At 39.4% G+C, this 24570-nt stretch carries 17 protein-coding genes, 1 rRNA gene and 2 riboswitches; of the genes, 16 read left to right on the top strand and 2 right to left on the bottom strand.

The features are described 5' to 3' along the window. Nucleotides 1–301 precede the first annotated feature (301 nt). A complete protein-coding gene (locus tag E2K98_RS26945; protein ID WP_133339631.1) occupies nt 302–1618 on the top strand; it encodes an MFS transporter in 1317 nt (438 codons plus the stop codon). A 137-nt stretch (nt 1619–1755) separates the two neighbouring features. On the opposite strand, the gene E2K98_RS26940 is transcribed toward E2K98_RS26945, so the two are convergent. Both E2K98_RS26940 and E2K98_RS26935 read right to left on the bottom strand, forming a co-directional pair. Then, on the bottom strand, nt 1756–2076 hold the full coding sequence (locus E2K98_RS26940) for a hypothetical protein (protein ID WP_133339629.1): 321 nt from the start codon (nt 2074–2076) through the stop codon (nt 1756–1758). Between the two features lie 419 nt (nt 2077–2495). Then, complete coding sequence (locus E2K98_RS26935) at nt 2496–3854, bottom strand: sigma-54 interaction domain-containing protein (protein WP_133339627.1); 1359 nt, start codon at nt 3852–3854, stop codon at nt 2496–2498. Nucleotides 3855–4257: 403 nt separating this feature from the next. Between E2K98_RS26935 and E2K98_RS26930 the strand changes: the two genes are divergently transcribed. The 15 genes from E2K98_RS26930 to E2K98_RS26860 form a co-directional block, all read left to right on the top strand. Further along, nucleotides 4258–5343 carry an aromatic ring-hydroxylating oxygenase subunit alpha gene (locus tag E2K98_RS26930; protein ID WP_133339625.1) on the top strand — a complete coding sequence of 362 codons (1086 nt, stop codon included), beginning with the start codon at nt 4258–4260 and terminating at the stop codon, nt 5341–5343. Beyond that, nucleotides 5340–6788: an aldehyde dehydrogenase family protein gene (locus E2K98_RS26925; protein WP_133339623.1), complete on the top strand. Its 1449-nt coding sequence runs from the start codon at nt 5340–5342 to the stop codon at nt 6786–6788. The genes E2K98_RS26930 and E2K98_RS26925 overlap by 4 nt, the downstream gene beginning before the upstream one ends. Beyond that, nucleotides 6788–7870, top strand: a complete 1083-nt coding sequence (locus E2K98_RS26920) for a tartrate dehydrogenase (RefSeq protein ID WP_133339621.1) — start codon at nt 6788–6790, stop codon at nt 7868–7870. Before E2K98_RS26925 ends, E2K98_RS26920 begins: the two co-directional genes overlap by 1 nt. 208 nt (nt 7871–8078) lie before the next feature. Further along, a complete protein-coding gene (locus E2K98_RS26915) occupies nt 8079–8264 on the top strand; it encodes a DUF3311 domain-containing protein (RefSeq protein WP_133339619.1) in 186 nt (61 codons plus the stop codon). Further along, a complete protein-coding gene (locus E2K98_RS26910; protein ID WP_133339617.1) occupies nt 8265–9743 on the top strand; it encodes a sodium:solute symporter family protein in 1479 nt (492 codons plus the stop codon). 88 nt (nt 9744–9831) lie between these two features. Next, complete coding sequence (locus tag E2K98_RS26905) at nt 9832–11574, top strand: CocE/NonD family hydrolase (protein WP_133339615.1); 1743 nt, start codon at nt 9832–9834, stop codon at nt 11572–11574. A gap of 136 nt (nt 11575–11710) precedes the next feature. After that, nucleotides 11711–12667, top strand: a complete 957-nt coding sequence (locus tag E2K98_RS26900; protein ID WP_133339613.1) for an AAA family ATPase — start codon at nt 11711–11713, stop codon at nt 12665–12667. A gap of 180 nt (nt 12668–12847) precedes the next feature. After that, a complete protein-coding gene (locus tag E2K98_RS26895; protein ID WP_308912886.1) occupies nt 12848–13870 on the top strand; it encodes a DUF58 domain-containing protein in 1023 nt (340 codons plus the stop codon). Beyond that, nucleotides 13867–16086 (top strand): transglutaminase TgpA family protein, encoded by a 2220-nt coding sequence (locus tag E2K98_RS26890; RefSeq protein WP_133339609.1) that lies wholly within the window; start codon nt 13867–13869, stop codon nt 16084–16086. The genes E2K98_RS26895 and E2K98_RS26890 overlap by 4 nt, the downstream gene beginning before the upstream one ends. Nucleotides 16087–16127: 41 nt before the next feature. Beyond that, nucleotides 16128–16229: riboswitch (purine riboswitch) on the top strand. 157 nt (nt 16230–16386) lie between these two features. After that, nucleotides 16387–17907: a glutamine-hydrolyzing GMP synthase gene (gene guaA / locus E2K98_RS26885; RefSeq protein ID WP_133339677.1), complete on the top strand. Its 1521-nt coding sequence runs from the start codon at nt 16387–16389 to the stop codon at nt 17905–17907. Nucleotides 17908–18070: 163 nt separating this feature from the next. After that, a riboswitch (purine riboswitch) is annotated at nt 18071–18172 on the top strand. Nucleotides 18173–18283: 111 nt separating this feature from the next. Beyond that, the gene (locus E2K98_RS26880) at nt 18284–19609 is read left to right on the top strand and encodes an NCS2 family permease (RefSeq protein ID WP_133339607.1); all 1326 of its coding nucleotides are present in this window, start codon (nt 18284–18286) and stop codon (nt 19607–19609) included. Between the two features lie 154 nt (nt 19610–19763). Continuing rightward, on the top strand, nt 19764–20606 hold the full coding sequence (gene glcT / locus E2K98_RS26875; RefSeq protein WP_133339605.1) for a glucose PTS transporter transcription antiterminator GlcT: 843 nt from the start codon (nt 19764–19766) through the stop codon (nt 20604–20606). Nucleotides 20607–20794: 188 nt separating this feature from the next. Continuing rightward, nucleotides 20795–22840, top strand: coding sequence for a glucose-specific PTS transporter subunit IIBC (ptsG, locus tag E2K98_RS26870; RefSeq protein WP_133339603.1), 2046 nt, complete (start codon nt 20795–20797; stop codon nt 22838–22840). A 134-nt stretch (nt 22841–22974) separates the two neighbouring features. Next, on the top strand, nt 22975–24090 hold the full coding sequence (locus E2K98_RS26865; protein WP_235824943.1) for a serine hydrolase domain-containing protein: 1116 nt from the start codon (nt 22975–22977) through the stop codon (nt 24088–24090). A 338-nt stretch (nt 24091–24428) separates the two neighbouring features. After that, nucleotides 24429–24570: ribosomal RNA gene (locus E2K98_RS26860) — 16S ribosomal RNA — on the top strand; the annotation flags it as partial.

Raw genomic sequence — 24570 nt, 5'->3', positions numbered from 1 at the left:
CACTTTTTTTGTTTACGAAATATGGAATATTAAATTTTTCCTGATTTTTAGTAGCTCAAATGAGGAGTGGAGGGTAAAGGGCGAAAATTAGTGGGTAAAAAGGGGAAACCGGAATGTAAACTCTTTAAAGCGGTGGGTAAAGAACCAAAACCGGTGGGTAAACGAAATTAGGATGAATTTGGGGAATAATCAGGAGTTGGAAATTTAATGAAAATGGTAATTGTTGTTGTGAATAAATAACAATATGTTTTGGAACCCTTTTGAGTAGAACCACCCTAATAGAAAAGAAGTGGTAAGAGTGATGTTTAAGTTTAATAAGCAAATGGATACGGCATTCGGGCAAATCCATCCGTCAGCAAGAAAACTTATGCTAGTTAACGCATTAAGAAGCATTGGACAAGGCATGATGGTGGTTGAGCTGGCTTTATATCTTGATGCGCTGGGATGGGGCACCGCGGCAATTGGAAGTGTGCTTGCTGCCGGAGGGTTACTTGGTGTTGGACTAGCCCCAGTCATAGGTATCTATAGTGATCGATGGGGGAGAAAACCGTTTATCCTTGTTTCTGAACTAATAACTGCCGGATGTGCGTTGATTGGGGTATTATCTACAAACACTATCTTGTTATTTATGGCAATCACTTTTTCTGGTTTTGGAAAAGCGGATGCCGGTTCCCCAAGTCCGTGTGCCCCAGCGGAGCAGGCCTGGCTGGCGGCATTTATACCAAAAACGGAGCGTGGGAGATTATACAGTCTAAATAATGCGCTCAGCTTTTTCGGAATGACGGCGGGTGCAGCGCTAGCGGGGACCACAGCTTTATGGAAAAATATCCTGCTAGGAGGATCTTCTTATCGGCTTTTATTTATCTTTATCTTCATTCTATCGCTGATTACGGCTTCTATCATTTTAACCATTCGAGAAGAGAAGGTTAAGAGACAACAAGGTTACATAATGGAAAAGTCCGGGAATCAAGAAAAGAAGATCTTACACGAAGAAAATTCAGCAGTCATGAAATTGGCTGCTATTAACATCCTTAATGGGATTGCCATCGGACTGACAGGGCCGATGATGTCCTATTGGTTTGCGGCCAAATTCGGGGCAAGCAGTTCACAAATTGGCGGAACATTGGCCATCACCTTTTTTGTGACGGGTATGACCTCGATTTTACAAGCAAGATTATCCCACAAACACGGGACCATCCGATCTATTGTTTTGATTCGTTTTTTAGCCAGCCTAATGCTGATCCTAATGCCCTTACTCTCTTCCTATGCTCTTGTCTCAGTTTTGTATATAATTCGAACAGCTTTAAACCGAGGTACACAAGGAGCACAGCAAGCGTTAAGTGTAAGTTTGACTCGTGACATGCGCCGAGGCTTCGCTTCAAGCATCAATGTCTTTTCCATGAGGCTGCCTATGTCGGTTGGACCGTATATTTCCGGCTATCTTTTTGGACTAGGTTCACTGTCCCTGCCTTTTTATATTGCTTCCGGTTTACAATTGAGTTTTGCCTATCTATACGGAAAAGTCTTCAGCTCTTACGAGATTCGCATGAAATCACATACAACACCTGATGAGAGTGCATCAAATAATTTACTATACCTGTTAAATAAAAAGATGTGAAACCAATAGTGATTTCACATCTTTTTTGTAATCCAATTTGGTATAGAATTCGATAATGATGCTCACCTTATTCTACATCACTTTTTGTATGGTACAAATAAAAAAACACCCCTTTTTAGGGGTGTGAAGATAATTGGTTACGCCTTAATTTCACTATGAGTATAGCCCTTATCAGAAAGAGAAATTTCAAACCATTGGTATTTTGTAGATTTAAACCAATCATAATGAGGCAAATAAATCACATAGCTTAATAGCCCCTCAGCATCGAGGATTGATTTAAAAATTTTAGCGGTTCCATATCCAAACGTCCGATCAAGATACCCTTCAAGCCCTTCTCTAAGGATCCTTTTTCTGTTCTCTTTTTCTTCATGATTTAACTCAAACAACCCGTTAATAAAAGCACTCAACAGAAAAATTGTAATCGGGATTAAAACTACAAAAACGATAAACTTTAACAACTAAAACCGCCTCCTAAATTTCCCTTTAGACTTATCTGTATTTGATTATGCCATCTCCTACCTATAAATGGTGTTACAAATAATCGAACATTTTAAAGAGCTGATTTTAGGTTGAAGGATTAAAATTTATCTGGTTTTAAGAGGGAGGGAAAAGAAAGTCAGTTTCATTGCCCGATGTAATGAAAAAGCTCTCATGTGTGCTAATGTTCTAGGGGTGCTGGCTACTCAATTTAAGGGGGATTGGGAGGGGATACCTGCCTTGGATGAGTTAAATGGAAACGGAAGAGAAGTTGTTTCGCGATAAAGCAGTAGACTAGTTGGGAAGGTCTCTTACGGAGGACTTCCTTTTGTTTTACTGAAGATGAAATAAAAAAGATATAAAACCGGATTGGTTTTACATCTTTACTTGAATTCATTCATTATAAAATCTCATCCCCGCAATACTGACTAATCAGCTTCACAGCCCTCGTTTGGCTGATATTTAAATCTTTAGCCACTCTTCTTGAGCTTTTATGTTTTTTATAGGATTGTACAACAAGCGTTTTCTTCACATGCTCAATCGCATCATCAAGATTGTCAGGCAGGATATGCTGCGTGTGGGGTTTTATGTTTTTTAAGATTAAATCAGGTAGTTCGCTTGTATGGATGATGGAATCACTGGTGACTACCAATCTCTCCATCACATTTTCAAGCTGGCGGATATTACCTGGCCAGGAATACAAAAAAAATAGGTCCAAGCATTCCTGCGAGATGATTTTATTCATTTCGTATTTTTTATTAAATTTATATAAGAAATTATAGGTTAACGGAATAATATCTTCTCTTCGTTCCCTTAGCGGTGGAAGCTGGATATCAATAATATTTAGGCGGTAAAATAAGTCCTCGCGAAACTGGTTTTTATGCACCATGTCAATTAAATCACGGTTAGTTGCGGCGATAATCCGGACATCTACTTCTTTCATTTCCTGTCCGCCAATTGGCAGGAACTGTTTTTCCTGAATGACTTGGAGAAGCTTAGCTTGGAGGGACAAAGGCATTTCGCCGATTTCATCGAGGAATAATGTGCCTTTATCTGCAATTTCAAGCAAGCCTTTTTTTCCGTACTTACTTGCCCCAGTAAAGGCCCCTTGGGTATATCCGAAAAGCTCCGATTCAAGTAAATCCTCTGGCAAAGCAGCACAGTTTATTTTTAAGAAGGTTTTGTCACTTCGTTTGCTGATGTTATGGATGTAATGAGCCAGTACCCCCTTACCAGTACCCGATTCACCTTGAACTAAAATCGTTGAATCGACCTTAGCGATTTTTTCACACACCTTTAAAATATCTTTCATTTTTTCACAATTGGTGATGGGGGTAGCACTGTTAGGATTGCCGGAAGGTATTACTTCTTCTTTTTCCGTTTTAATAGTTTTATAGTTTTGCAGCGCTTGAGATGTCGTCACAACGAATTCAATTTCATTTTGATCATTTAATATAGGGACGGCTGTGGTTAGTAACTCCGCTCCTAAATAGGTTGTCTGTTTCATACTAACGGTTCTCTTTTCCTTAAATACTGAAGGGACGATTGAAGGTTTCCAGTATCCTTTTTCAAATAATTCAATGTTATATTTCCCCACAACATCATCAGGTTTTAACCCGTAATGTCTTTCGCAGGCACTATTAACGAAAATGATTCGTTGTTGTGCATCTATCACGAAGATTTCATCAGATGAATAATCAAGTATTTTTTTGAGTGTATCAACAGTGATTTCGAACGGACTTTGTGTTTCAGAAACCATTCAAGATTCCTCCATTACAAGATGAGTTGATTATAATTCAAATGAGTTGAAAACAACTCGGTTTTGAACAAAGTTTGAACAAATTTCGAAAGAAAATTGACAGTTTTCAAGGTAATTCAACTATTTATAGTTTTGGCACGTTACTTGCATTAATTAATAGTGAGTGTCGTTAGACATGGATGAGAAATCTCATTGAATTAATTAAACAAAATTTTCATTATCTTGTAAACGCTTAATTATTACTATTGTCATGTTGTATTTTGGGATTTCAAAGGTGAATTGAAAATGACTCATTTTAAAAATTGATTTTGAAGGGAGAGAGGGCCTTCAAACAGCCTGAAATATTTCTTAGAAACATAATTTTATTAAAAAAATGATGAATGATTAGAGGAGGAAAATTAAAATGGCAACTTATAATGAAGTACAAAACAAAGCAAATCGAACGTTTGAAAGAACATTATCCTATGATTTATATACAGACCCAAAAGTGCTAGAACAAGAAATGAATGATGTATTTGCTAAATCATGGCAGTTGGTCGGCCATGTGAGCCAGTTAGAAAAACCAGGGCAATTTTTTACTACTGATGTTGCAGGTGAGCCGATTATTGTTACTCGTGGGATGGACGAGGTCATTCGCGCTTTTTATAATGTTTGTCCACACCGTGCCACAAAGCTAGAAAAAAATGAATCGGGACAAAAGAAGATTCTTCAATGTGGCTACCATGGCTGGACATTCCGTTTAAATGGAGAATTGAATAAAGCTCCTAACTTTACCGGAGAAGATGCCCATTGTGTCAGCGACCGCTGCTTAAGATCTGTAAGAATGGAAATTTTGGAGTCATTAATATTCGTTAACCTTGATGATAACGCAAAAACTTTACAAGAAACATACGGTGATTTCTTTGACCGCTTAAGCAAGTTTCCATTCCTAGGAGAGTTAAAAAGAATCAATCAAAAAACACGTGTAATCAAAGCGAACTGGAAGGCGTTCATTGATAACTATTTAGAGTGTGACCATTGCCATGTTGCCCACCCAAGCTTTGTTGCCACTTTGGATATGAAAAACTACCAAATTGTTACATGCCAAAACTACTCCGTTCAAGGATCAATGATTAAGCCGGATAAAACAATGGGAACAACGGATTTGAATGAAGCTGAAATGCAGGGTGGAGAGTTCTATTGGTTATGGCCAAACTTGATGGTAACCATTTATCCAGGACCAGCAAATATGGCAACGATTCAAATGATTCCAATTGATCATGAAAATACTTTAGCAGTTTATACTTACTACTTTAGAGATGAAAACCTAACACAAGAAGAAAAAGATTTGGTTACATTTGCGGAACAAGTAAGACAGGAAGATGTTGACTTAGTAGAATTAGAGCAAATTGGATTCCGTTCCCGTGCCTTTAACCAAGGAGTATATTCCCAATCAGAAAAGGCAATTGTTCAATTTCACGAAATGGTATTGGAGGCGTTAGGACGATGACAAATGTAAAAGTTGTAGAAAAGAAGCACTTATTTATTAATGGTCGAGATGTAGAGGCTGACAACTATGCACCGCTCTATTCTCCTTATTCTGATGAAGTAATCGCTGACATCGCCATGGCGGATGAGCACTTAACAAAAGAGGCCATCAAGGCAGCACAGGAAGCGTTTCTAGTAATCTCAAAAATGGCAGCATTTGAGCGGTCAGCTATTCTGGAAAAAGTGGTAGAATTATTAAAAGAAAGAGCGGACGAAGCGGCAGAAGTGATCGCTATTGAATCAGCAAAACCTATTTCTTTTGCAAAAGGCGAAGTTACCAGAACAATTGAAACATATAAGTTTGCCGCAGAAGAAGCGAAAAGAATTCATGGAGAAACCATTCCCTTTGATGCTGCACCAGGCGGGGTCGGAAGAATTGGTTATACCGTTCGTAAACCAATTGGCGTGATCGGGGCTATTACACCGTTTAACTTTCCTATGAATCTAGTGGCCCATAAGGTGGGTCCAGCGATTGCTTCGGGAAATTCTATCGTATTGAAGCCTGCATCACAAACTCCTTTATCTGCTCTATACATCGCAGAGCTTTTCAAAGAAGCCGGTTTACCAGACGGAGTATTGAATGTCGTGACAGGGTCAGGTTCAGTAGTTGGTGAGGCGATTATAAAAGATGACCGTGTACAAATGATTACCTTTACAGGAAGTCCAGCGGTCGGAATTGGCATTCGCAATAAAGCTGGTTTGAAGAAAACCACTTTGGAACTTGGATCAAATGCTGCAGTCATTTTAGATAAAGATACGAATATTGATCAGGTCATTGACCGCTGCATCTTGGGGGCCTTTTCAAATCAAGGCCAGGTATGTATCTCCCTTCAGCGCGTCTACGCCCATGAAGAGGTATATGATCAATTTGTTGAAAAATTTGTGGAAGCGGCGAAGCAATTAAAGGTAGGAAATCCACTAGATCCAGAAACCTATATTTCTTCGTTAATTTCGAAAAAAGAAACAGAGCGGGCACTAAGCTGGATTGAAGAAGCTAAACAAAACGACGCAGTGGTTTTAGCCGGTGGAAAACTAAAAGATGGTATTTTAGAGCCAACCGTAATTACGAATGTTGATCCGCTGTTAAAAGTCTCTTGCCAAGAGGTATTTGCTCCAGTCGTGATTGTTAATAAAGTGAAATCGGTAGAAGAAGCGATTGGCTACGTAAATAATTCCAGATACGGGCTGCAAGCTGGTGTTTATACGAAAAATATTGATCATGCGCTATTTGCTAGTGAAGCTCTTGAAGTAGGGGCTGTAATGATCAATGATATCCCAACCTTCCGGGTAGATAACATGCCATACGGCGGTGTAAAAGAGAGCGGTACCGGACGTGAAGGGCTCAAATATGCAGTAGAAGAGATGACTGAAATGAAATTAATTGTTTGGAACAGAGGCGATAAGTAATGAGCATATATAAAATTGCCGTGATCCCGGGAGATGGGATTGGCCCTGAAGTTCTCCAGGAGGGAATTAAGGTTTTAAATAAAATTGCTGAATTGGACGCTTCTCTCCAATTTGAATATACGTATTTTCCGTGGGGCTGTGAGTATTACACGAAGCACGGTGTGATGATGGATGCCGACGGAATTGAGAAATTACAAAACTACGATGCAATTTTTCTTGGGGCTGTCGGGTATCCAGGTGTCCCTGATCATATTTCATTATGGGATTTACTTTTAAGGATTAGAAAAGGCTTTGATCAATATATTAATATCCGTCCGATTAAGTTAATTAAAGGTGCGACATGTCCATTGAAGGACGTGAAGCGGGAAGATGTGGACATGCTGTTTATCCGCGAAAATAGTGAGGGTGAATATGCAGGAGCTGGAGATTGGTTATTTAAAGGCCAAGAGAACGAAGTGGTCCTGCAAACCGGTGTCTTTTCCCGAAAAGGAACAGAACGCGTCATCCGCTATGCGTTTGAAACCGCAAGAAAAGAAGGAAAATCGCTTACGAGCATTAGTAAGGGCAATGCTTTGAACTATTCAATGGTTTTCTGGGACCAGGTTTTTGAAGAAGTAGGCAAAGATTATCCGGATGTGAAAACCGCGTCCTATCTTGTTGATGCGGCAGCGATGTTAATGATTCACGATCCGAAGCGCTTTGAGGTCGTTGTTACTTCTAATTTATTTGGCGATATATTAACCGATTTGGGTGCAGCATTGGCCGGGGGGATTGGACTTGCAGCAGGTGCGAATATCAATCCGGAAAGAACGTATCCATCGATGTTTGAACCGATTCATGGGTCTGCTCCGGATATTGCCGGCAAAGGTCTTGCCAATCCATTAGCAACGATTTGGTCCGCCAGCCAACTGCTCGACTTTTTAGGCTATGAACAGTACGGAAAATTAGTTATTGATGCCATTGAGGAGCTGCTTGTTGAGGGTGAAGTGCTGACACCTGATATGAAGGGGACAGCTTTAACATCTGAAGTTGGTGACAGAGCTGTAGAGATTATTCAATCAATTGTTTCTTTAAAGGCTTAATTTATATTAGGGTTGCTTGTTTTATGGGAGAAGTTAAAATAAAGTAACATTCATCCCCTTCTAATTCTGTTCGAATATAGAAGGGGGACTTTTTTTAACACCAATTATCTGATTATAAAAAAAATTCATTATTCATTTTATTGAAACCGCCTACATGATTTTTAGATAGACACTTTCTTGGAAATTCACATTGGAGAGGAATTTGCTTATGAAGAAATGGATTGCTTTTCTGACCATCCTGCCTGCAATTGGATCATTAACCGTGGTTAATAAAATTGAACCTTATGTTTTCGGCTTACCGTTTATTGTTTTTTGGTCAACATTATGGCTAATTCTCACTTCGGTATGTTTGATTGCCTGTAACATCATGTATGATCGAAAGGAGCAAAAATAAATGAACAGCTCCATTATTATTATTGGTTTAACATTATGCTTAGCTATTTACCTTGGAATTAAAGCAAGAAAAGGGCGGGATATGAAGCTCGAACAGTGGGCCGTTGCAGAGAGAAATTTTGGTTCACTCATTATGTTTGTTTTAATGGCTGGAGAAATGTTTTCAACCTTCATTTTCTTAGGTGCAAGCGGAGGAGCCTACCGTATGGGAGGTCCTACGATTTATGTTTTTTGTGCCATAACCTATGTCATTCCTTTTTGGATCCTACCTCCAATTTGGCGCTACGCTAAAAAACACAATCTTATCACTCAATCCGATTTCTTTGCTAAAAAATATCAGAGTAAGAATTTAGGGTTACTTGTTGCGATAATCGGTGTGATTTCGATGATCCCATATATTGTTTTACAATTAAAAGGCTTTCAAATTATCGTTTCTGAAGCTTCTTACGGAGCAATTCCTCCGAAGATCGCCGTATGGATTGGCCTGATTGCGGTGACGATTTTCGTTTATATCTCAGGTATTCACGGATCTGCATGGACAGCTGTCTTAAAGGATATTCTCATGCTTACTGTCATTCTCTTTTTAGGATTCTATTTGCCATTTCATTACTACGGTGGAATCCAGCCGATGTTTGAGACACTAGATAAAGCGAAACCGGGATTCCTATTAATGCCTGACAAAGGGTTAAGTATTTCTTGGTATGTCTCGATCTGTTTGACGATTGCATTAGGTCAATATATGTGGCCGCATTGCTTTGGTGCCAGCTTATCTTCTAAAAGTGAGGCAGCCTTAAGGAAAAACACGGCGATTTTACCTTTGTATCAAATCGTTCTTGTCTTTATTCTATTTATTGGATTTACAGCGGTATTGCAAATCCCTAATTTGGAAGGTACAGCTTCGGACTTAGCCTTGTTCAAAATTGCTAAAGCCTCGCTGCCTCCTTGGTTTATCGGTGTAATAGGAGCAGCCGGATTACTTGCAGCTCTCATTCCGTGTTCCTTACTAATCCTAACGGCATCAACGCTTCTTTCAAAAAATATTTATAAACACTTTAAACCGAATACATCAGAGCAAAAACTTGCAAAATTAACACGAATTTTTGTTCCGGTCCTTGCTCTAATTTCTTTGTTTTTTACCTTCTATGGCGGCAACACGATGATTGCATTGCTGACGATGGCATATAGCTTTGTTCTACAGTTATTCCCGCCGCTTGCTTTTAGTTTCATGAAGAAAAATCCGGTCAGTAAGGTTGGTGCTGCCATAGGAATGGTTGTTGGGGTGGCAATTGTCGCTTACCAGACGATTCAAGGCACAACAATGGCTACGATGTTTCCAAGTGCGCCACACTTCATTCAGGACTTAGACATCGGGGTCGTTGCGATTTTAGTCAATACGGTTGTTATGCTTGCTGTCAGCCTATTTACCAAAAAAGTTGCTGCTATCCAGGAAGAGCCTATCAGCCAAGTGAGTAACCTATAGGAAAGGTGTGGTGATCCCATGGAGTCTGGTGACTCATGGGATCGTATTTTTTGAGGGTGAATTTAGAAAGAAAATGAGGTCTTTAAAAATGAAACCAATTCAGATTCTAGTTGAAAAAAATGTTCCATGTGAAATGAGAGATGGTGTAATCCTTTATGCAGATATTTATCGTCCAAATGAGGAAGGGACCTTTCCGGTTCTGTTAACAAGGCTTCCGTATAGTAAGGATTTACCTCATTATTCACATCGTTACTTAGATACAAACCGCCTTGTAGAGAATGGCTTTGTAGTGATTATTCAAGATGTGAGAGGGCGGTTTCAATCGGAAGGGGAATTCCAATCTTTTAGACAGGAAGCGAATGATGGGTATGATACGGTGGAATGGGCAGCATCTCTGCCATTTTCTACTGGAAAGGTTGGCATGTTTGGCATGTCCTATTATGGATATACCCAGCTGATGGCAGCAACAAAGAGGCCGCCACACTTAGCTGCTATTTTTCCTGCTATGACGTTGAATGACCAAAGAAATGGTGCTTCCTACCGAAACGGCGTTTACCAGCCGGGATTTACGGAAACTTGGACGCTTGAATCCATTGCACCTGATTTACTTATGCGAAAGTATGGAGAGCCAAAAAAAAGAGCAGATGCATTAAGAAGTCTTGCTGATCAGCTTAATAAATTGGACGAACTATACCAGTTTGCCCCGGTGAATCAATGGTTGCCCTTAAAGGAACTTAAGGTTGCTGAATTTTTTTTCGAAGAGTTGGAACACCCGATTGAAGATGATGATTATTGGAAGGAATCTAGTATTATCGATAAGTATGAAGACTTGCAGATTCCAGCCTATCATTTAGGTGGCTGGTATGATTGCTTTATTGGCCCGACCTTAACCAATTACTCAGAGATGACCAAAACGGGAAAACACCAAAAACTGATTGTCGGACCGTGGGGGCATGGATATTTTGCTTCTATTCAAGGCGAATGCTCCTTCGGTGTGCACGCTTCGGGTGATTGGATAGATTTAGGTGGGAATATCACAGACCTCCATATTCGCTGGTTTAATCATTGGTTAAAGGGAATCGATATTGGTTTGGAAGCAGAACCGCCGGTTAGAATTTTTGTCATGGGCATCAATGAATGGCGGGACGAATGGGAATGGCCGCTTGCACGAACCCAATATACCAATTTCTATTTGCATAGTAGCGGAAAAGCCAATACGAAAAATGGTGATGGAGAGCTTTCGCTGATGTGCCCTGTGGATGAAGCCTTTGATTCCTATTTATACGACCCAAAAAACCCTGTACCAACAAAAGGTGGAAGTACTCTATTTGCCGGTCCGCTGACAATGGGGCCGTTTGATCAACGTGAAATAGAAGAACGAGAAGATGTGCTTGTTTATTCAACTGAGCCATTAACTGAAGCAATAGAAGTGACAGGCCAGGTAAAGGTGAAACTGTGGGCTTCCACTGATGCAAAGGATACGGATTTTACTGCTAAACTCGTCGATACGGCTCCCGATGGAAAGGCTTTAATTTTAACGGAGGGAATTGTTAACGCAAAATACCGGAATGGCTTTCAGCCCGAAAAAGAATTGACGGGTGAAGTGGTGGAGTATGAAATCGATCTTTGGGCTACAAGCAATGTATTTCTCCAAGGGCATCGAATCACGCTTGAAATTTCTTCAAGCAGCTCTCCGCATTATTTGCCAAATCCAAATACAGGAAATTCATTGGTTGAGAGCAAACAGACAAGAACTGCCAAGCAAACCATTTTTCATAATGAACAATATCCTTCCAAGCTAATACTACCAGTTGTTCCGGTAGATAAATAATAATCAAGCAAAGCTGCTTCCTTGTAAGCGGCTTTTTTGCATTATTTGTAAGTTTTTACAGGATTTATTCAGAATTTATAGAATAAATATGGATGATGCAATCATTTGGTGTATGTAAGAAAGAGGAGGATTTAAAATGTCCCTTGAAAATATGAATCCAACCATTGAAAGAATACTTGCGAATATTGAAAAAGTGATGATCGGAAAGCGAAGCGTCGCAGAACTTAGCCTTGTTTCCCTACTAGCTGGAGGTCATGTCCTTTTAGAAGATGTACCAGGTGTCGGGAAGACGATGATGGTGCGGGCGCTTGCCAAATCTGTAGACGCAAAGTTCCGCAGAATACAATTCACCCCTGATTTATTACCGTCAGATGTTACGGGAATCTCGATTTACAATCCAAAAGAAATGGAATTTCAATTCCGTCCTGGTCCCTTAATGGGAAATATTATCCTTGCAGATGAAATTAACCGGACATCACCGAAAACCCAATCTGCCCTTTTGGAAGGGATGGAGGAAGCAAGTATAACGATTGATGGTGTTACCCATAGGCTCGAAAAGCCGTTTTTTGTGATGGCAACACAGAATCCAATTGAATATGAAGGGACCTACCCGCTCCCGGAGGCACAGCTTGACCGCTTTTTACTAAAAATGAAAATGGGCTATCCCGACTTGGGGGAGGAAATAGAGGTATTAAACCGGGCCCAAAAAGTTCCGCCGATTGATGAACTAGAATCGGTAATTGACCTCGCAGGTCTGCTTTTATTGCAACAGGAAATTAAAGAGGTGTTTATCGATGATACGATGAAGCGGTATATTGTCGAAGTGGTCAGTCGAACAAGGGGCCATGGCAGTGTTTATCTGGGGGCAAGTCCAAGGGGATCAATCGCCTTAATGAAAGTTGCTCAAGCGTATGCCTTTATGTACGGGCGTGACTTTGTTCTTCCTGATGATATTCAATATTTAGCCCCATTCGTCCTATCCCATCGGATTATTTTAAAATCTGAAGCCAAATTCGAAGGGATTTCCGCAGAAGAAGTTATTAGCGGGATCGTTGGAAGAGTTCCAGTTCCGGTTCAAAGGCTTGTGAAATAAATGAAGAAAATAGCCACTTTTTTAAAAAAGGTTTGGAAGTTTACGGTTTTATTTTTCTTGAGTCTCTTAACCTTTTCTTACGCAATGTTTCAAGGAGAATTTGTCAGCTGGTTTTTATTTTACAGCTTTTTGCCCTTTGGTTTCTATTGCTTAGCCTTATCCTTTTATTCCCTGAAGGACATGACAGTAATTAGAGAAATTCCAAAATCTGATTACAATGCAGGTGAACCATTAAAGGTTAAAATCACCCTCCGAAGGGGATCATCTTTTCCGTTGTTCTACCTGATGGCTGCCGACCAACTAAGAGAAAAATTTTCCCCATTAAAAAACGCACTCCTCATTGCTGGTATGAAAAAAGAGCTTTCCTATGAATATATCATTGATGTACTGCCGAGAGGTGAGCATCTTTTTCAATCGATTAAAGTAAGAATCGGCGATCCGCTTGGTTTAATCGAGAAGGAAAAGGTCTTTACAGTTGAAAATAAAATCATCGTTTACCCTGCCTATTCAGAGCTCCTGTACCGTCCGTTTGAAAACCACTATGATCAGGGGATGACTGCTTCAAGGGAGCGGGTACAGCGCGATACATCCATGGCAATTGGAGTAAGGGACTACCAGCCGGGGGACCGGTTTTCCTGGATTAACTGGAAGGCATCCGCCAAACGGAATGAAATCATGACAAAGGAATTTGAGCAACGGCAATCGCATGATGTGTTTGTTGTTATGGATTGTGTGCCGGACCCACGCTTTGAAGCGATGGTTTCCTTTACTGCTTCACTTTTAAGGGCAGTTTTAAAAAAAGGAGCGCAAACGGGTCTGTTAACAATTAGTCAGGAAAGAGCCTCTTTTCCCATTCGTGGGGGAGAGCAGCATCTCCAACAGCTTTTTTATCACCTCGCAAAAATTGAAGCCAAAAGCGTTTCTACTTTGGAAAAAGTGTTAGAAATGGATGGGGTATTTATTCAGCAATCGCTATCATTTATGGTGGTAACCGCAAAATTGAACAAACCACTTATTGAAAAGGCAAGCTTTCTTGGTCGAAGAAAGGGCTCAACCACCATTTTTCTTATCAAAGCTGAAAAAGAATCGCCAACTGAAAATGAACGGTCGCTCATCGCGATTGCAAATGCTCGCGGGGTTCGAATTATTATGATTCATGAAGGGGACTTCAGCCAAGCTTTCTCGGAGGTGAGTTTCCGTTGAAAAATCGGGACATTTCAACACTTTTATTATATGCATTGGGTTTTTTCCTTTTGTGGGAGTGGCTTCGGCCAATTGAACAATTAACCGATACGAGCCATATTTGGATCTTTATAGTGTTCTTACTATTATCAATTGTGATGTCATTTTATCGAATAAAATGGATCTTGTCGTTTTTGATAAAAGTATTCTATGTGTTTTTTTCAATCAATCGACTTTATTACCAGGAAGGCTTTTTGCACCTGGGCTGGCTGACTGCGTTTTTGGCTGATTTGAAAAATAACACTGCCTTCCTTTTTGCAAGAAATTGGAATAACTTATCGGATGAATTCCGTTCTTTCTTATTTTTTATTCTATTGTGGTTAATGGTGTATTTACTCCACTATTGGCTGTTAAAACGTCAAAGAATTTTTATCTTTTTCTTCATGACGTTAATCTACATTACCGTTTTGGATACCTTTACACCCTACAGTGCAAATACAGCGATCGTTCGAACGGTTGTGGTCGGTTTTACTATAATGGGAATGCTCACCTTTTACCGGATGCTTGCAAAAGAAAAAATCAATAAAAAATATGCTACGCCAAGAAAATGGATGATACCCCTTGCCGGGATGATTGCCTTTAGTGTCCTTGTTGGGATTGCTGCACCAAAGGCTGCTCCAATCTGGCCTGACCCTGTTCCGTATTTAAAAGGAGACAAGAAATACCACAATGATGATAAAAGTGGGGGAATCCAAAGGATTGGCTATGGAACGAATGATGCCCAACTTGGGGGCCCTTTTTTGGGCGATAATAAAACTGTTTTTCGCATTGAAGCAAATGGGAAGAATTATTGGAAAGTGGAGACCAAGGATACTTATACCGGAAAGGGCTGGGTGTTATCACCAGGATCTGAAATCATTCCATTTAGCGAAGGGGATTTTGTACCCGTATATCCATTGGGTAAGACTGTACAAACGGAGAAGGAACAGGCGAGAGTATTCCCGGTTCAGGATTACCAATACCCTCATGTGATCTATCCTGCAGGAATTAGGAAAATCTTAAATTTCTATCCTAATCTTGGGGGCGGAATTTCGTTTAATATCGATACAACAATGGAACGAATTGTTGCGGTTACTAGTTATGATAAACCGATTATACCGAATCTTTATACAATTGTTTTTGACATTCCGAAATATCGGGCAATTGAATTAAGGAAAACAAAGAAGTTTGACCCTAAAGTGATGGACCCTATTTTGTACAAAAAATATACACAGCTGCCTGAGGAGCTTCCACAAAGGGTTACACAATTAGCCAAGAAGATTACCTCGAAGGAAACCAATTGGTTTGACAAGGCAAAAGCGGTGGAGAAATATTTTAGTCGGATGGAATACACCTATGAACAAAAGGATGTCGCTATTCCAGGGATGGATGATGATTATGTCGACCAATTTTTGTTTGAGACGAAAAAAGGCTATTGCGATAATTTTTCAACCTCTATGGCAGTGATGATGCGGACGTTAGGAATTCCAACACGCTGGGTAAAAGGGTACACGGGCGGAGAATTTTTGCAATATAGCAAGCAGGATCCTTCTAAACAGATTTACGAAATTACCAATAATAATGCCCATTCATGGGTAGAGGTTTTCTTACCAAACCAAGGATGGGTTCCGTTTGAACCGACGAAGGGTTTTTCAAATGATGTTTCAATCAGCTATTTAGTTGGCTCAACTAGCTCAAGCGGTACCTTAAGAACGGAAGTACCTGCAATGAAACCAGTAAAGAAACCGCTGGATGAAAAGGAAAATGTGAAGAGTTCTGGAAACACAGACCAAAAGGGCTTTCTAAAGAACATCAATGTATTTTTTAAAAATCATTGGAAGCCGCTGGTGCTCATTCTGTTGGTTGTTTTAGGAGTTTCAGGGATTCTTTATCGAATTCGCGGAAAATGGTATCCATATCTCTTGCTCCTAAAATTCCGTTTTAGGAAAAAGGATGAAAATATTGGTTATGCCTACTTAATTTTATTAAAACAGCTTGAGAGATACGGAATTACCCGGAAGGAAAATCAAACATTAAGGAATTATGCCCGTTATGTTGACTCATTCTTTTCAACGAATGAAATGACACGTTTGACCTCAAAATATGAACAGTATCTCTATCATAATCAGCTGCCTGAAGGAAGTTGGAAGGAAGCTTGTGAATTGTGGGAAAATTTAATTAAAAAGACAATCGCTTGAACAAAAAACGACAAATTGCTACAATAAGGTTTAATTCAATAAGGTTCGTTTTACGTTACCTTCATATATCCTCGATGATAGGGTTCGAGAGTCTCTACCGGGCTGCCGTAAATGGCCCGACTATGAAGGCAGAAAGTTTTTGAACGATTTTGCGAGAAAACTAGAATTCTGCCTTCCTATTTTTTTTGGTTGGAGAAAGCTAGTTTTCTTTTTTTTATTTATTTTTTTCATTTGTAGTAAAAACTAATTAAAATTACATGAAATTAAAAAGAGGTGGCCGCATTGTCAGGTAAACAGGATATGATAGTTGTTTTAGATTTTGGAAGCCAGTATAACCAGCTTATTACCCGCCGAATTCGTGAATTTGGTGTGTATAGTGAGCTACATCCCCACACAATTACCGTAGAGGAAATCAAAAAATTGAATCCAAAAGGGATTATTTTCTCAGGTGGTCCAAATAGTGTTTATGATGAGAACTCCTTCCGGTGTGATGAAGGGATTTTTGAAATGGGTCTGCCGATTCTGGGGATTTGTTATGGGATGCAGTTAATGACCGTTCATTTTGAAGGCAAAGTCGAAAAAGCAAAGCAGCGTGAATATGGAAAAGCAACAATGACGATTCATAATCAATCTGCCTTATATAAGGATCTTCCAAATGAGCAGGTGGTTTGGATGAGCCATGGTGATTTGGTGGTTGAAGCACCTGCTGGCTTTACTGTAGACGGAACAAATCCACACTGTCCGATTGCGGCCATGAGTGATGAAGCAAGAAAACTTTATGCTGTACAATTCCATCCGGAGGTTCGTCATTCCGTTTATGGAAACGACCTTCTGAAAAATTTTGTTTTCAATGTTTGTGATTGCAGTGGCGATTGGTCGATGGAAAACTATATCGAAATGGAAATGGAGAAAATCCGTCAGACTGTCGGTAACAAAAAAGTCCTATGTGCTCTTAGCGGCGGTGTAGATTCATCTGTTGTGGCTGTTTTAATCCACAAAGCGATAGGCGATCAGTTGACATGTATTTTTGTTGATCACGGATTACTTCGTAAAAACGAAGCGGAGAGCGTTATGAAAACTTTCTCCGAAGGTTTCCATATGAATGTCATCAAGGTTGATGCAAAGGATCGCTTCCTTTCCAAATTGGAAGGCGTCTCAGATCCTGAGAAGAAACGTAAAATTATCGGTAACGAATTTATCTATGTTTTTGATGATGAAGCAACGAAGCTTGAAGGAATTGAGTTCTTAGCGCAGGGAACGCTTTATACCGATATTATTGAAAGTGGGACAGCAACAGCGCAAACGATTAAGTCCCACCATAATGTCGGCGGTCTGCCTGAAGATATGCAGTTTAAATTAATTGAACCATTAAATACCCTTTTTAAAGATGAAGTCCGTGCTCTCGGAACTGAGCTTGGAATTCCGGATGATATCGTTTGGCGTCAGCCATTCCCAGGTCCGGGTCTTGGTATTCGGGTATTAGGGGCGATTTCTGAAGATAAATTAGAGATTGTTCGTGAATCTGATTGGATTTTACGTGAAGAAATTAAAAAGGCTGGCTTAGATCGCGAAATTTGGCAATACTTCACTGTCCTTCCAGACGTTCGCAGTGTTGGGGTTATGGGGGATACTAGAACGTATGATTACACGATTGGTATTCGTGCTGTAACCTCGATCGATGGGATGACATCCGATTGGGCGCGGATTCCGTGGGATGTACTTGAAGTTATTTCAACCAGAATCGTCAATGAAGTTGCCCATGTAAACCGGGTGGTCTATGATATTACAAGCAAGCCGCCAGCTACGATTGAATGGGAATAAGGTGAAACTTTAATCAGTGGGGGCTTCCCCACTGATTTTTTAGTTGTACCAATCGGATAATTAAATAAATGTTGGAAAATACGAATGTTTTTATTTATAAAATAAAAAACGTTCGTATTTTTTATTGACAGAAGACCTCACCCTTGATATGATACTAACGTACTAAATATTTGTCATATTGTGTCGTATAATCTTGGGAATAGGGCCCAAAAGTTTCTACCGAGCTACCGTAAATAGCTTGACTACGAGGCGAGTTTTTAATAGGGGATTTTTGTCCTTTTGTTATTTACATATGCCTTTTGTCAACGTTTCGGTGGATACCGGAGCGTTTTTTGGTGATTTTATTAGATAAAGGATCAATTAGGGGGTAAATAGGTTGAAAAACTATTTTGAGTTTGCAAAGTTTGGTACTAGTTATCGTCAAGAATTCATGGGCGGTATGACTACTTTTTTAGCAATGGCTTATATTTTAGTGGTAAACCCACTTACTTTATCTTTAGCAAGTATTAAAGGATTCCCAGATGCTTTAAGAATGGATTATGGAGCAGTATTTGTGGCAACGGCTATTGCTTCTGCTATCGGCTCGATTGTCATGGGGCTCCTTGGAAAATACCCGCTTGCGCTTGCACCGGGGATGGGGTTAAATGCATTCTTTGCTTATACCGTAGTATTGGGCGATAAAATCCCTTGGCAGCATGCGTTGGGTGCGGTATTAATTTCTGGTGTGTTCTTCTTCGTTTTGACACTGACTGGTCTTCGTGAAAAAATTATTAATGCAATTCCAATCGATTTAAAACATGCCGTTGGGGCCGGTATTGGTTTGTTTATCACCTTTATTGGACTTCAGGAATCAGGAATTATCGTAAAAAACGATGCAACACTTGTGGGGTTAGGAAACTTATCAAACGGGAATACATTACTTACGATTTTTGGTATATTAATTACGGTTATTATGATGACCAGAGGAATAAAAGGAGCCGTATTCTTTGGAATGATCATCACGGCGATTGTTGGAATGATTTTTAACTTAATTGATATTCCTCATCAAGTTGTCGGAAAAGTACCGAGCTTAGATCCAACGTTTGGTGCTGTATTTTCATCCTTTAGTGACAGTTCCTTCTGGTCGACGAGTATGGTGGGAATTATCCTTACATTCTTGTTTGTTGATTTCTTTGATAACGCAGGAACACTTGTTGCGGTTGCAAACCAAGCGGGATTAATGAAAGACAACAAGCTTCCGAATGCAGGAAGAGCGTTGTTATCTGACTCCATTGCAACAATGGTTGGTGCAGTTCTGGGAACATCTACTACTACTTCTTATATTGAATCTACTGCAGGGGTAGCTTCAGGAGCTAGAACAGGATTTGCTTCATTAGTAACAGCGGGATTCTTTATTTTGGCAATCTTTTTCTTCCCGTTATTATCAGTAGTTACTACAGCTGTTACTGCACCTGCACTGATTATTGTCGGAGTATTGATGGTTTCTTCGTTAGGCGATATTGAATGGAAAAAATTTGAGATTGCTGTACCGGCTTTCTTAACGATGATTACAATGCCGCTTTCTTATAGCATTGCAACAGGTATTGCAATTGGGTTTATATTCTATCCAATTACCATGATTGTAAAAGGAAGAATCAAGGAAATTAATCCTATTATGTATCTCTTCTTTGTAATCTTTCTTGTATATTTTATTTTGAAATAAGTGTAAAAAAGGAACCTCTTTCACAGATTGAGGTTCCTTTTTTGTCGACTATTGGTCATGATTTCCGTGGAAATAGTCGAAAATTGCCGTTGACTTCCTGTATTCTCTCTTTTACGATGATGATACTAAGGAAAAGGGAAATGGAGAAAAGGGTATGGCAAAATTATTGATTGATAAAGTGTTGAATAACAATGTTTTAATCGCTAAACACCCTTCCTATGAAGAAGTTGTCTTAATTGGAAAAGGTATTGGTTTCAATCGGAAACAGGGGGATTTTATTGAGACTGATACAGTTGAAAAGCTTTTTGTTTTAAAAAATGAAAAGGAACAAGAAAGTTATATTAAGCTGCTTCCTTTTATTGATAATGAATTTCTTGAAGTGATTATTTCTGCTATAGGTCTGATCAAGCAAAGAACAAATTCACAGCTCAATGAACATATACATGTTGCTTTAACGGACCATTTAATGTTTGCGATTACAAGGGCATCGCAAGGGATGGAAATGTCCAACCCGTTTTTAGTGGAAACAAAAGCGTTGTATCGGCATGAGTTCGAAGTGGCGGCAGAAGTCGTCCGATATATTCGAGAGAAAACGGGAATAAACCTCACCGATGGTGAGATTGGTTTTATTGCACTGCATATTCATAGTGCGATTACAAATAAAAACCTCTCCGATGTGAACCGACATTCCCAGCTTATAAGCAGACTAGTTGAAATGGTCGAAGAACAGCTTGATATTGAAATTGATAAAGAAAGCATTGATTATATGCGTCTTGTTCGTCATCTTCGATTTGCGATTGAAAGAGTGCAAAAAGGGGAGAGGGTAGAGGAACCAGAAAAAATTGCTTCTCTATTGAAAGAAGAATATCCAGTATGCTATAATCTATCTTGGAAGCTCATTAAGGTAATGCAGCAAACATTAAAGTTGACAGTCTATGATGCAGAAGCGGTTTATTTGACAATGCATCTCCAAAGGCTTCAAAAGAAAATTAAATAGCTATTATTTTTTACGTGTTACTGATTCGATCAGGCATGAGTGAAAAGTATTCATTGAAATAAAGTGTAAGGGGCATTCTATACCCGTACCTTTATTCAGTTTACTTTTACTCATGCCTTTTTTTGTTGGTTTTTTACCATAAATGAAAACGCTTAATGAGCTAAATTATAATATTGGGGGTTATATCTATGTTTAAGAATGCCTTTGGCGTCTTGCAAAAAGTCGGTAAAGCATTAATGCTGCCGGTTGCAATTTTACCGGCTGCTGGGATTTTACTTGCGATTGGTAATGCTCTTCAAAACCCAACCTTATTAGATCTTGCACCATTTTTAGACAACCATGGTGTAGCAATGGTTGCAAAAGTTATGGAACAAGCAGGAAGCGTTATTTTTGGTAACCTTGCATTGTTATTTGCAGTCGGTGTTGCAATTGGATTAGCCGGAGGAGACGGTGTTGCAGGTCTCGCAGCAATTGTTGGTTTCCTTATCATGAACGCAACAATGGGTACAGCACTAGGCATTGATGCAGATGCTTTAACGAAACATCCGCAAAGTTATGCATCTGTATTGGGGATTCCAACTCTGCAAACGGGTGTGTTTGGCGGTATTATTGTCGGGATCATTGCAGCTACAATGTACAATAAATTCTTTGAAATTGAACTCCCATCTTATTTAGGATTTTTTGCAGGTAAGCGGTTTGTACCAATTATAACGGCAGCAAGTTCAGTAATTTTAGGATTAATTATGATTGTCATTTGGCCGCCGATTCAATCTGGCTTGAATGCATTCTCAACGAACATGGTGGACGCAAATTTAACGCTTTCGGCCTTTATTTTCGGGGTTATTGAACGTTCTCTGATTCCATTTGGATTGCATCATATCTTCTATGCACCATTCTGGTTTGAATTTGGGAGCTATACAAATAAAGCAGGTCAAATTGTTCATGGTGACCAGCATATTTTCATGGAGCAAATTAAAGATGGTGTAAAACACTTAACGGCAGGTACTTTCACAACTGGTAAATATCCATTTATGATGTTTGGTCTTCCTGCTGCGGCTTTGGCGATTTACCATGAAGCAAAGCCGGAAAAGAAAGCTGTTGTCGGCGGCCTCATGTTTTCTGCTGGTTTAACATCATTCTTAACAGGTATTACAGAACCAATTGAATTCTCATTCTTGTTTGTAGCACCAGTATTATTCGGTATTCACGCCATTTTTGCTGGACTATCCTTTATGACCATGCATCTTTTAAACGTAAAAATCGGAATGACCTTCTCGGGTGGATTGATTGACTACATTTTATTTGGGCTTATTAACCCGCAAACACATGCATGGATTGTTATTCCAGTAGGCCTTATCTTTGCAGTCATTTACTACTTCGGATTCCGTTTCGCAATTCGTAAATTTGACCTCAAAACTCCAGGTCGTGAATTAGAAGAAGAAGAAGATGAGGCTCCAACAGGAAAAACTGGTTCAGGTGATCTTGCAGCAAATATTTTGGATGCAATGGGTGGACAGAAAAACATTGCTCATTTAGATGCTTGTATTACACGCCTTCGTGTATCAGTAAATGATATTAAAGAAGTAGACAAAAACCAATTGAAGAAATTAGGTGCTGCAGGTGTTCTTGAGGTAGGTAATAACATCCAAGCCATCTTTGGACCGCGTTCTGAAACCATCAAAGGACAAATGAAAGATATTATGGAAGGAAAACGTCCAAGAGCTGCAGCCCCGTCAAAGGAAACCAAGCTTCAAGCTGTTCCGGCTGGGAACACTAGTAAAGAAATCATTGTTGCTCCATTAAAAGGAGAAATCAAACCGATCACAGAAGTTCCAGACCAAGTCTTTGCTGGAAAAATGATGGGGGACGGTTTTGCGATTATTCCTTCAGAGGGAACGGTTGTATCACCTGTTGATGGAAAGATTGTTAACTTATTTCCAACGAAACATGCAATTGGAATCTTATCTGATAGCGGTCGTGAAATCCTTATTCACGTGGGGATCGACACTGTTAATTTGAAGGGTCAAGGGTTTGAAACATTAGTGTCTGAAAATGACCGTATTGTAAAAGGACAGCCACTATTAAAGGTTGATTTGGATTATGTAAAAGAACATGCGACTTCTACGATTACTCCAATTGTTTTCACCAACTTAGCAGAAGGTGAAAAAGTTGTGATTGAAAAACAAGGCCAGGTAGATTTGAAACAAGCAGATATCGTAAGAATTACAAAATAAGCAGTATGCGGAGCCGACCTTTTAAATGGGGTCGGCTTTTGTGTTTTATAAGTATTGAATTTTTGAAATAACGAATTATAAACGTATAATTGATTCAAAAGGCAGATTAATTGAGAGGCGGCAATCCTGTGCAAATGAAAAAGTCAGTTAAGTGGGTAATTAGTGTTTTATTTTGTTTTCTAGTTATTACGATAGCGGCATTTAATGTATATGGTAATACGCAGTCAGGATTGCAAGGTAACCTCAAGAATAGGCTCGAAGTGTTTATGGATAAAAAGGCTTTGGATAGTCAATTTAATGGTGTCGTGTTAGTTGCCAAGGATGGGAAGGGGGTATTTGAAAAAGGTTATGGATTTGCCAATAAAGAAACAGGGATTCCTAATCAACTAAACACCCAATTTCGTATTGCTTCGCTAACAAAATCCTTTACAGCGGTATCTATCCTTCAACTTGAAAAGAATGGGAAATTGAAAACTTCTGATCCAATATCGAAATATATAAATCATTTTCCGGATGGCGATAAAATTACCATTCAACATTTGCTAACCCACAGCTCGGGGGTTGCCGACCATTCTAAACTTACAGATACAACCAAGCCAATCACGCTGACAGCTTTTATTAATTTAATGAAGAACCAAGCATTGACTTTTAATCCCGGAACAAAATATATGTATTCTAACACGGGGTATATGATACTTGCTTACATTATTGAAAAAGTTTCCGGAAAAAGCTATCAGACCTATTTTCGGGACAATATCTTTAAACCTGCTGGCATGGATCATACCTACTTTAAAAAGGCTGATGCAAAGGATTTTGCAATGGGATATAGGAACATGCGGAAAGTGGTTGAGAGGGATGATGAAAGCCAGCTTGCAGGAGCGGGTGATATTATTTCAACAGTCGGAGACATGATGAGATACAATAATGCGATACATGACTTCAAAATCCTTTCACCAAAAGAGATTGAAAAAATGGAGACAGGCTATATCGATACCTCTAAACTGGGTGTTTTTAAATATGGCTACGGTTGGAAAGTAGCAAATAACCTTATAAGTTTTGGAAGACCTATGATTGAGCATAACGGCAGTTTGCCTGGTTTTAAATGTGAAATAGTGGATTTTATTAAAGACAGGGTTACCGTTATCGTCCTGTCTAATAATACCGGAACATGGAATTCAGGAGAGTTGGCGCGTAAATTGGCTTCAATTTGTTTAGGGACAAAATTTTGGTTTTACCAAAAATATTTTTAAAACGAGTCCATATAAATGGTAGGAAAAAAGGTTCAATAGAATTCTAGCTAATTTTTATTTAAAATAGTGTTGACGTAGTTATATAAATGGTGGTATTATATTTAAGCAGTCGTTAATGACGTGTCAACAACATAATGATAATAACGTGTTGAAAAATGTTGACAGATCGTTAACGAGGTGATATTATTATAAAGTTGCTTCTGGAAGAGATTTTAGAAGTGGAAACAAGATTGTTCTTTGAAAACTAAACAGACAAAAACGTCAACAAACAATAATATTCATGTTTCTTCTATTATATAGGAAACATGAGCCAACGTAACAAATGAGCTACATCAACTTTCTTGGAGAGTTTGATCCTGGCTCAGGACGAACGCTGGCGGCGTGCCTAATACATGCAAGTCGAGCGAATCAATAGGAGCTTGCTCCTGTTGATTAGCGGCGGACGGGTGAGTAACACGTGGGCAACCTGCCTGTAAGACT

It is taken from the genome of Bacillus salipaludis (assembly GCF_004358205.1).
This window is presented reverse-complemented; position numbering and strand designations above follow the sequence as displayed.

Bases quoted from the DNA above. Each gene is read 5' to 3' on its own strand.
- E2K98_RS26945 (WP_133339631.1), top strand. From the start codon at position 302: ATGTTTAAGTTTAATAAGCAAATGGATACGGCATTCGGGCAAATCCAT.
- E2K98_RS26935 (WP_133339627.1), bottom strand. From the start codon at position 3,854: ATGGTTTCTGAAACACAAAGTCCGTTCGAAATCACTGTTGATACACTC.
- E2K98_RS26930 (WP_133339625.1), top strand. From the start codon at position 4,258: ATGGCAACTTATAATGAAGTACAAAACAAAGCAAATCGAACGTTTGAA.
- E2K98_RS26925 (WP_133339623.1), top strand. From the start codon at position 5,340: ATGACAAATGTAAAAGTTGTAGAAAAGAAGCACTTATTTATTAATGGT.
- E2K98_RS26920 (WP_133339621.1), top strand. From the start codon at position 6,788: ATGAGCATATATAAAATTGCCGTGATCCCGGGAGATGGGATTGGCCCT.
- E2K98_RS26915 (WP_133339619.1), top strand. From the start codon at position 8,079: ATGAAGAAATGGATTGCTTTTCTGACCATCCTGCCTGCAATTGGATCA.
- E2K98_RS26910 (WP_133339617.1), top strand. From the start codon at position 8,265: ATGAACAGCTCCATTATTATTATTGGTTTAACATTATGCTTAGCTATT.
- E2K98_RS26905 (WP_133339615.1), top strand. From the start codon at position 9,832: ATGAAACCAATTCAGATTCTAGTTGAAAAAAATGTTCCATGTGAAATG.
- E2K98_RS26900 (WP_133339613.1), top strand. From the start codon at position 11,711: ATGTCCCTTGAAAATATGAATCCAACCATTGAAAGAATACTTGCGAAT.
- E2K98_RS26895 (WP_308912886.1), top strand. From the start codon at position 12,848: ATGACAGTAATTAGAGAAATTCCAAAATCTGATTACAATGCAGGTGAA.
- guaA (WP_133339677.1), top strand. From the start codon at position 16,387: ATGATAGTTGTTTTAGATTTTGGAAGCCAGTATAACCAGCTTATTACC.
- glcT (WP_133339605.1), top strand. From the start codon at position 19,764: ATGGCAAAATTATTGATTGATAAAGTGTTGAATAACAATGTTTTAATC.
- ptsG (WP_133339603.1), top strand. From the start codon at position 20,795: ATGTTTAAGAATGCCTTTGGCGTCTTGCAAAAAGTCGGTAAAGCATTA.
- E2K98_RS26865 (WP_235824943.1), top strand. From the start codon at position 22,975: ATGAAAAAGTCAGTTAAGTGGGTAATTAGTGTTTTATTTTGTTTTCTA.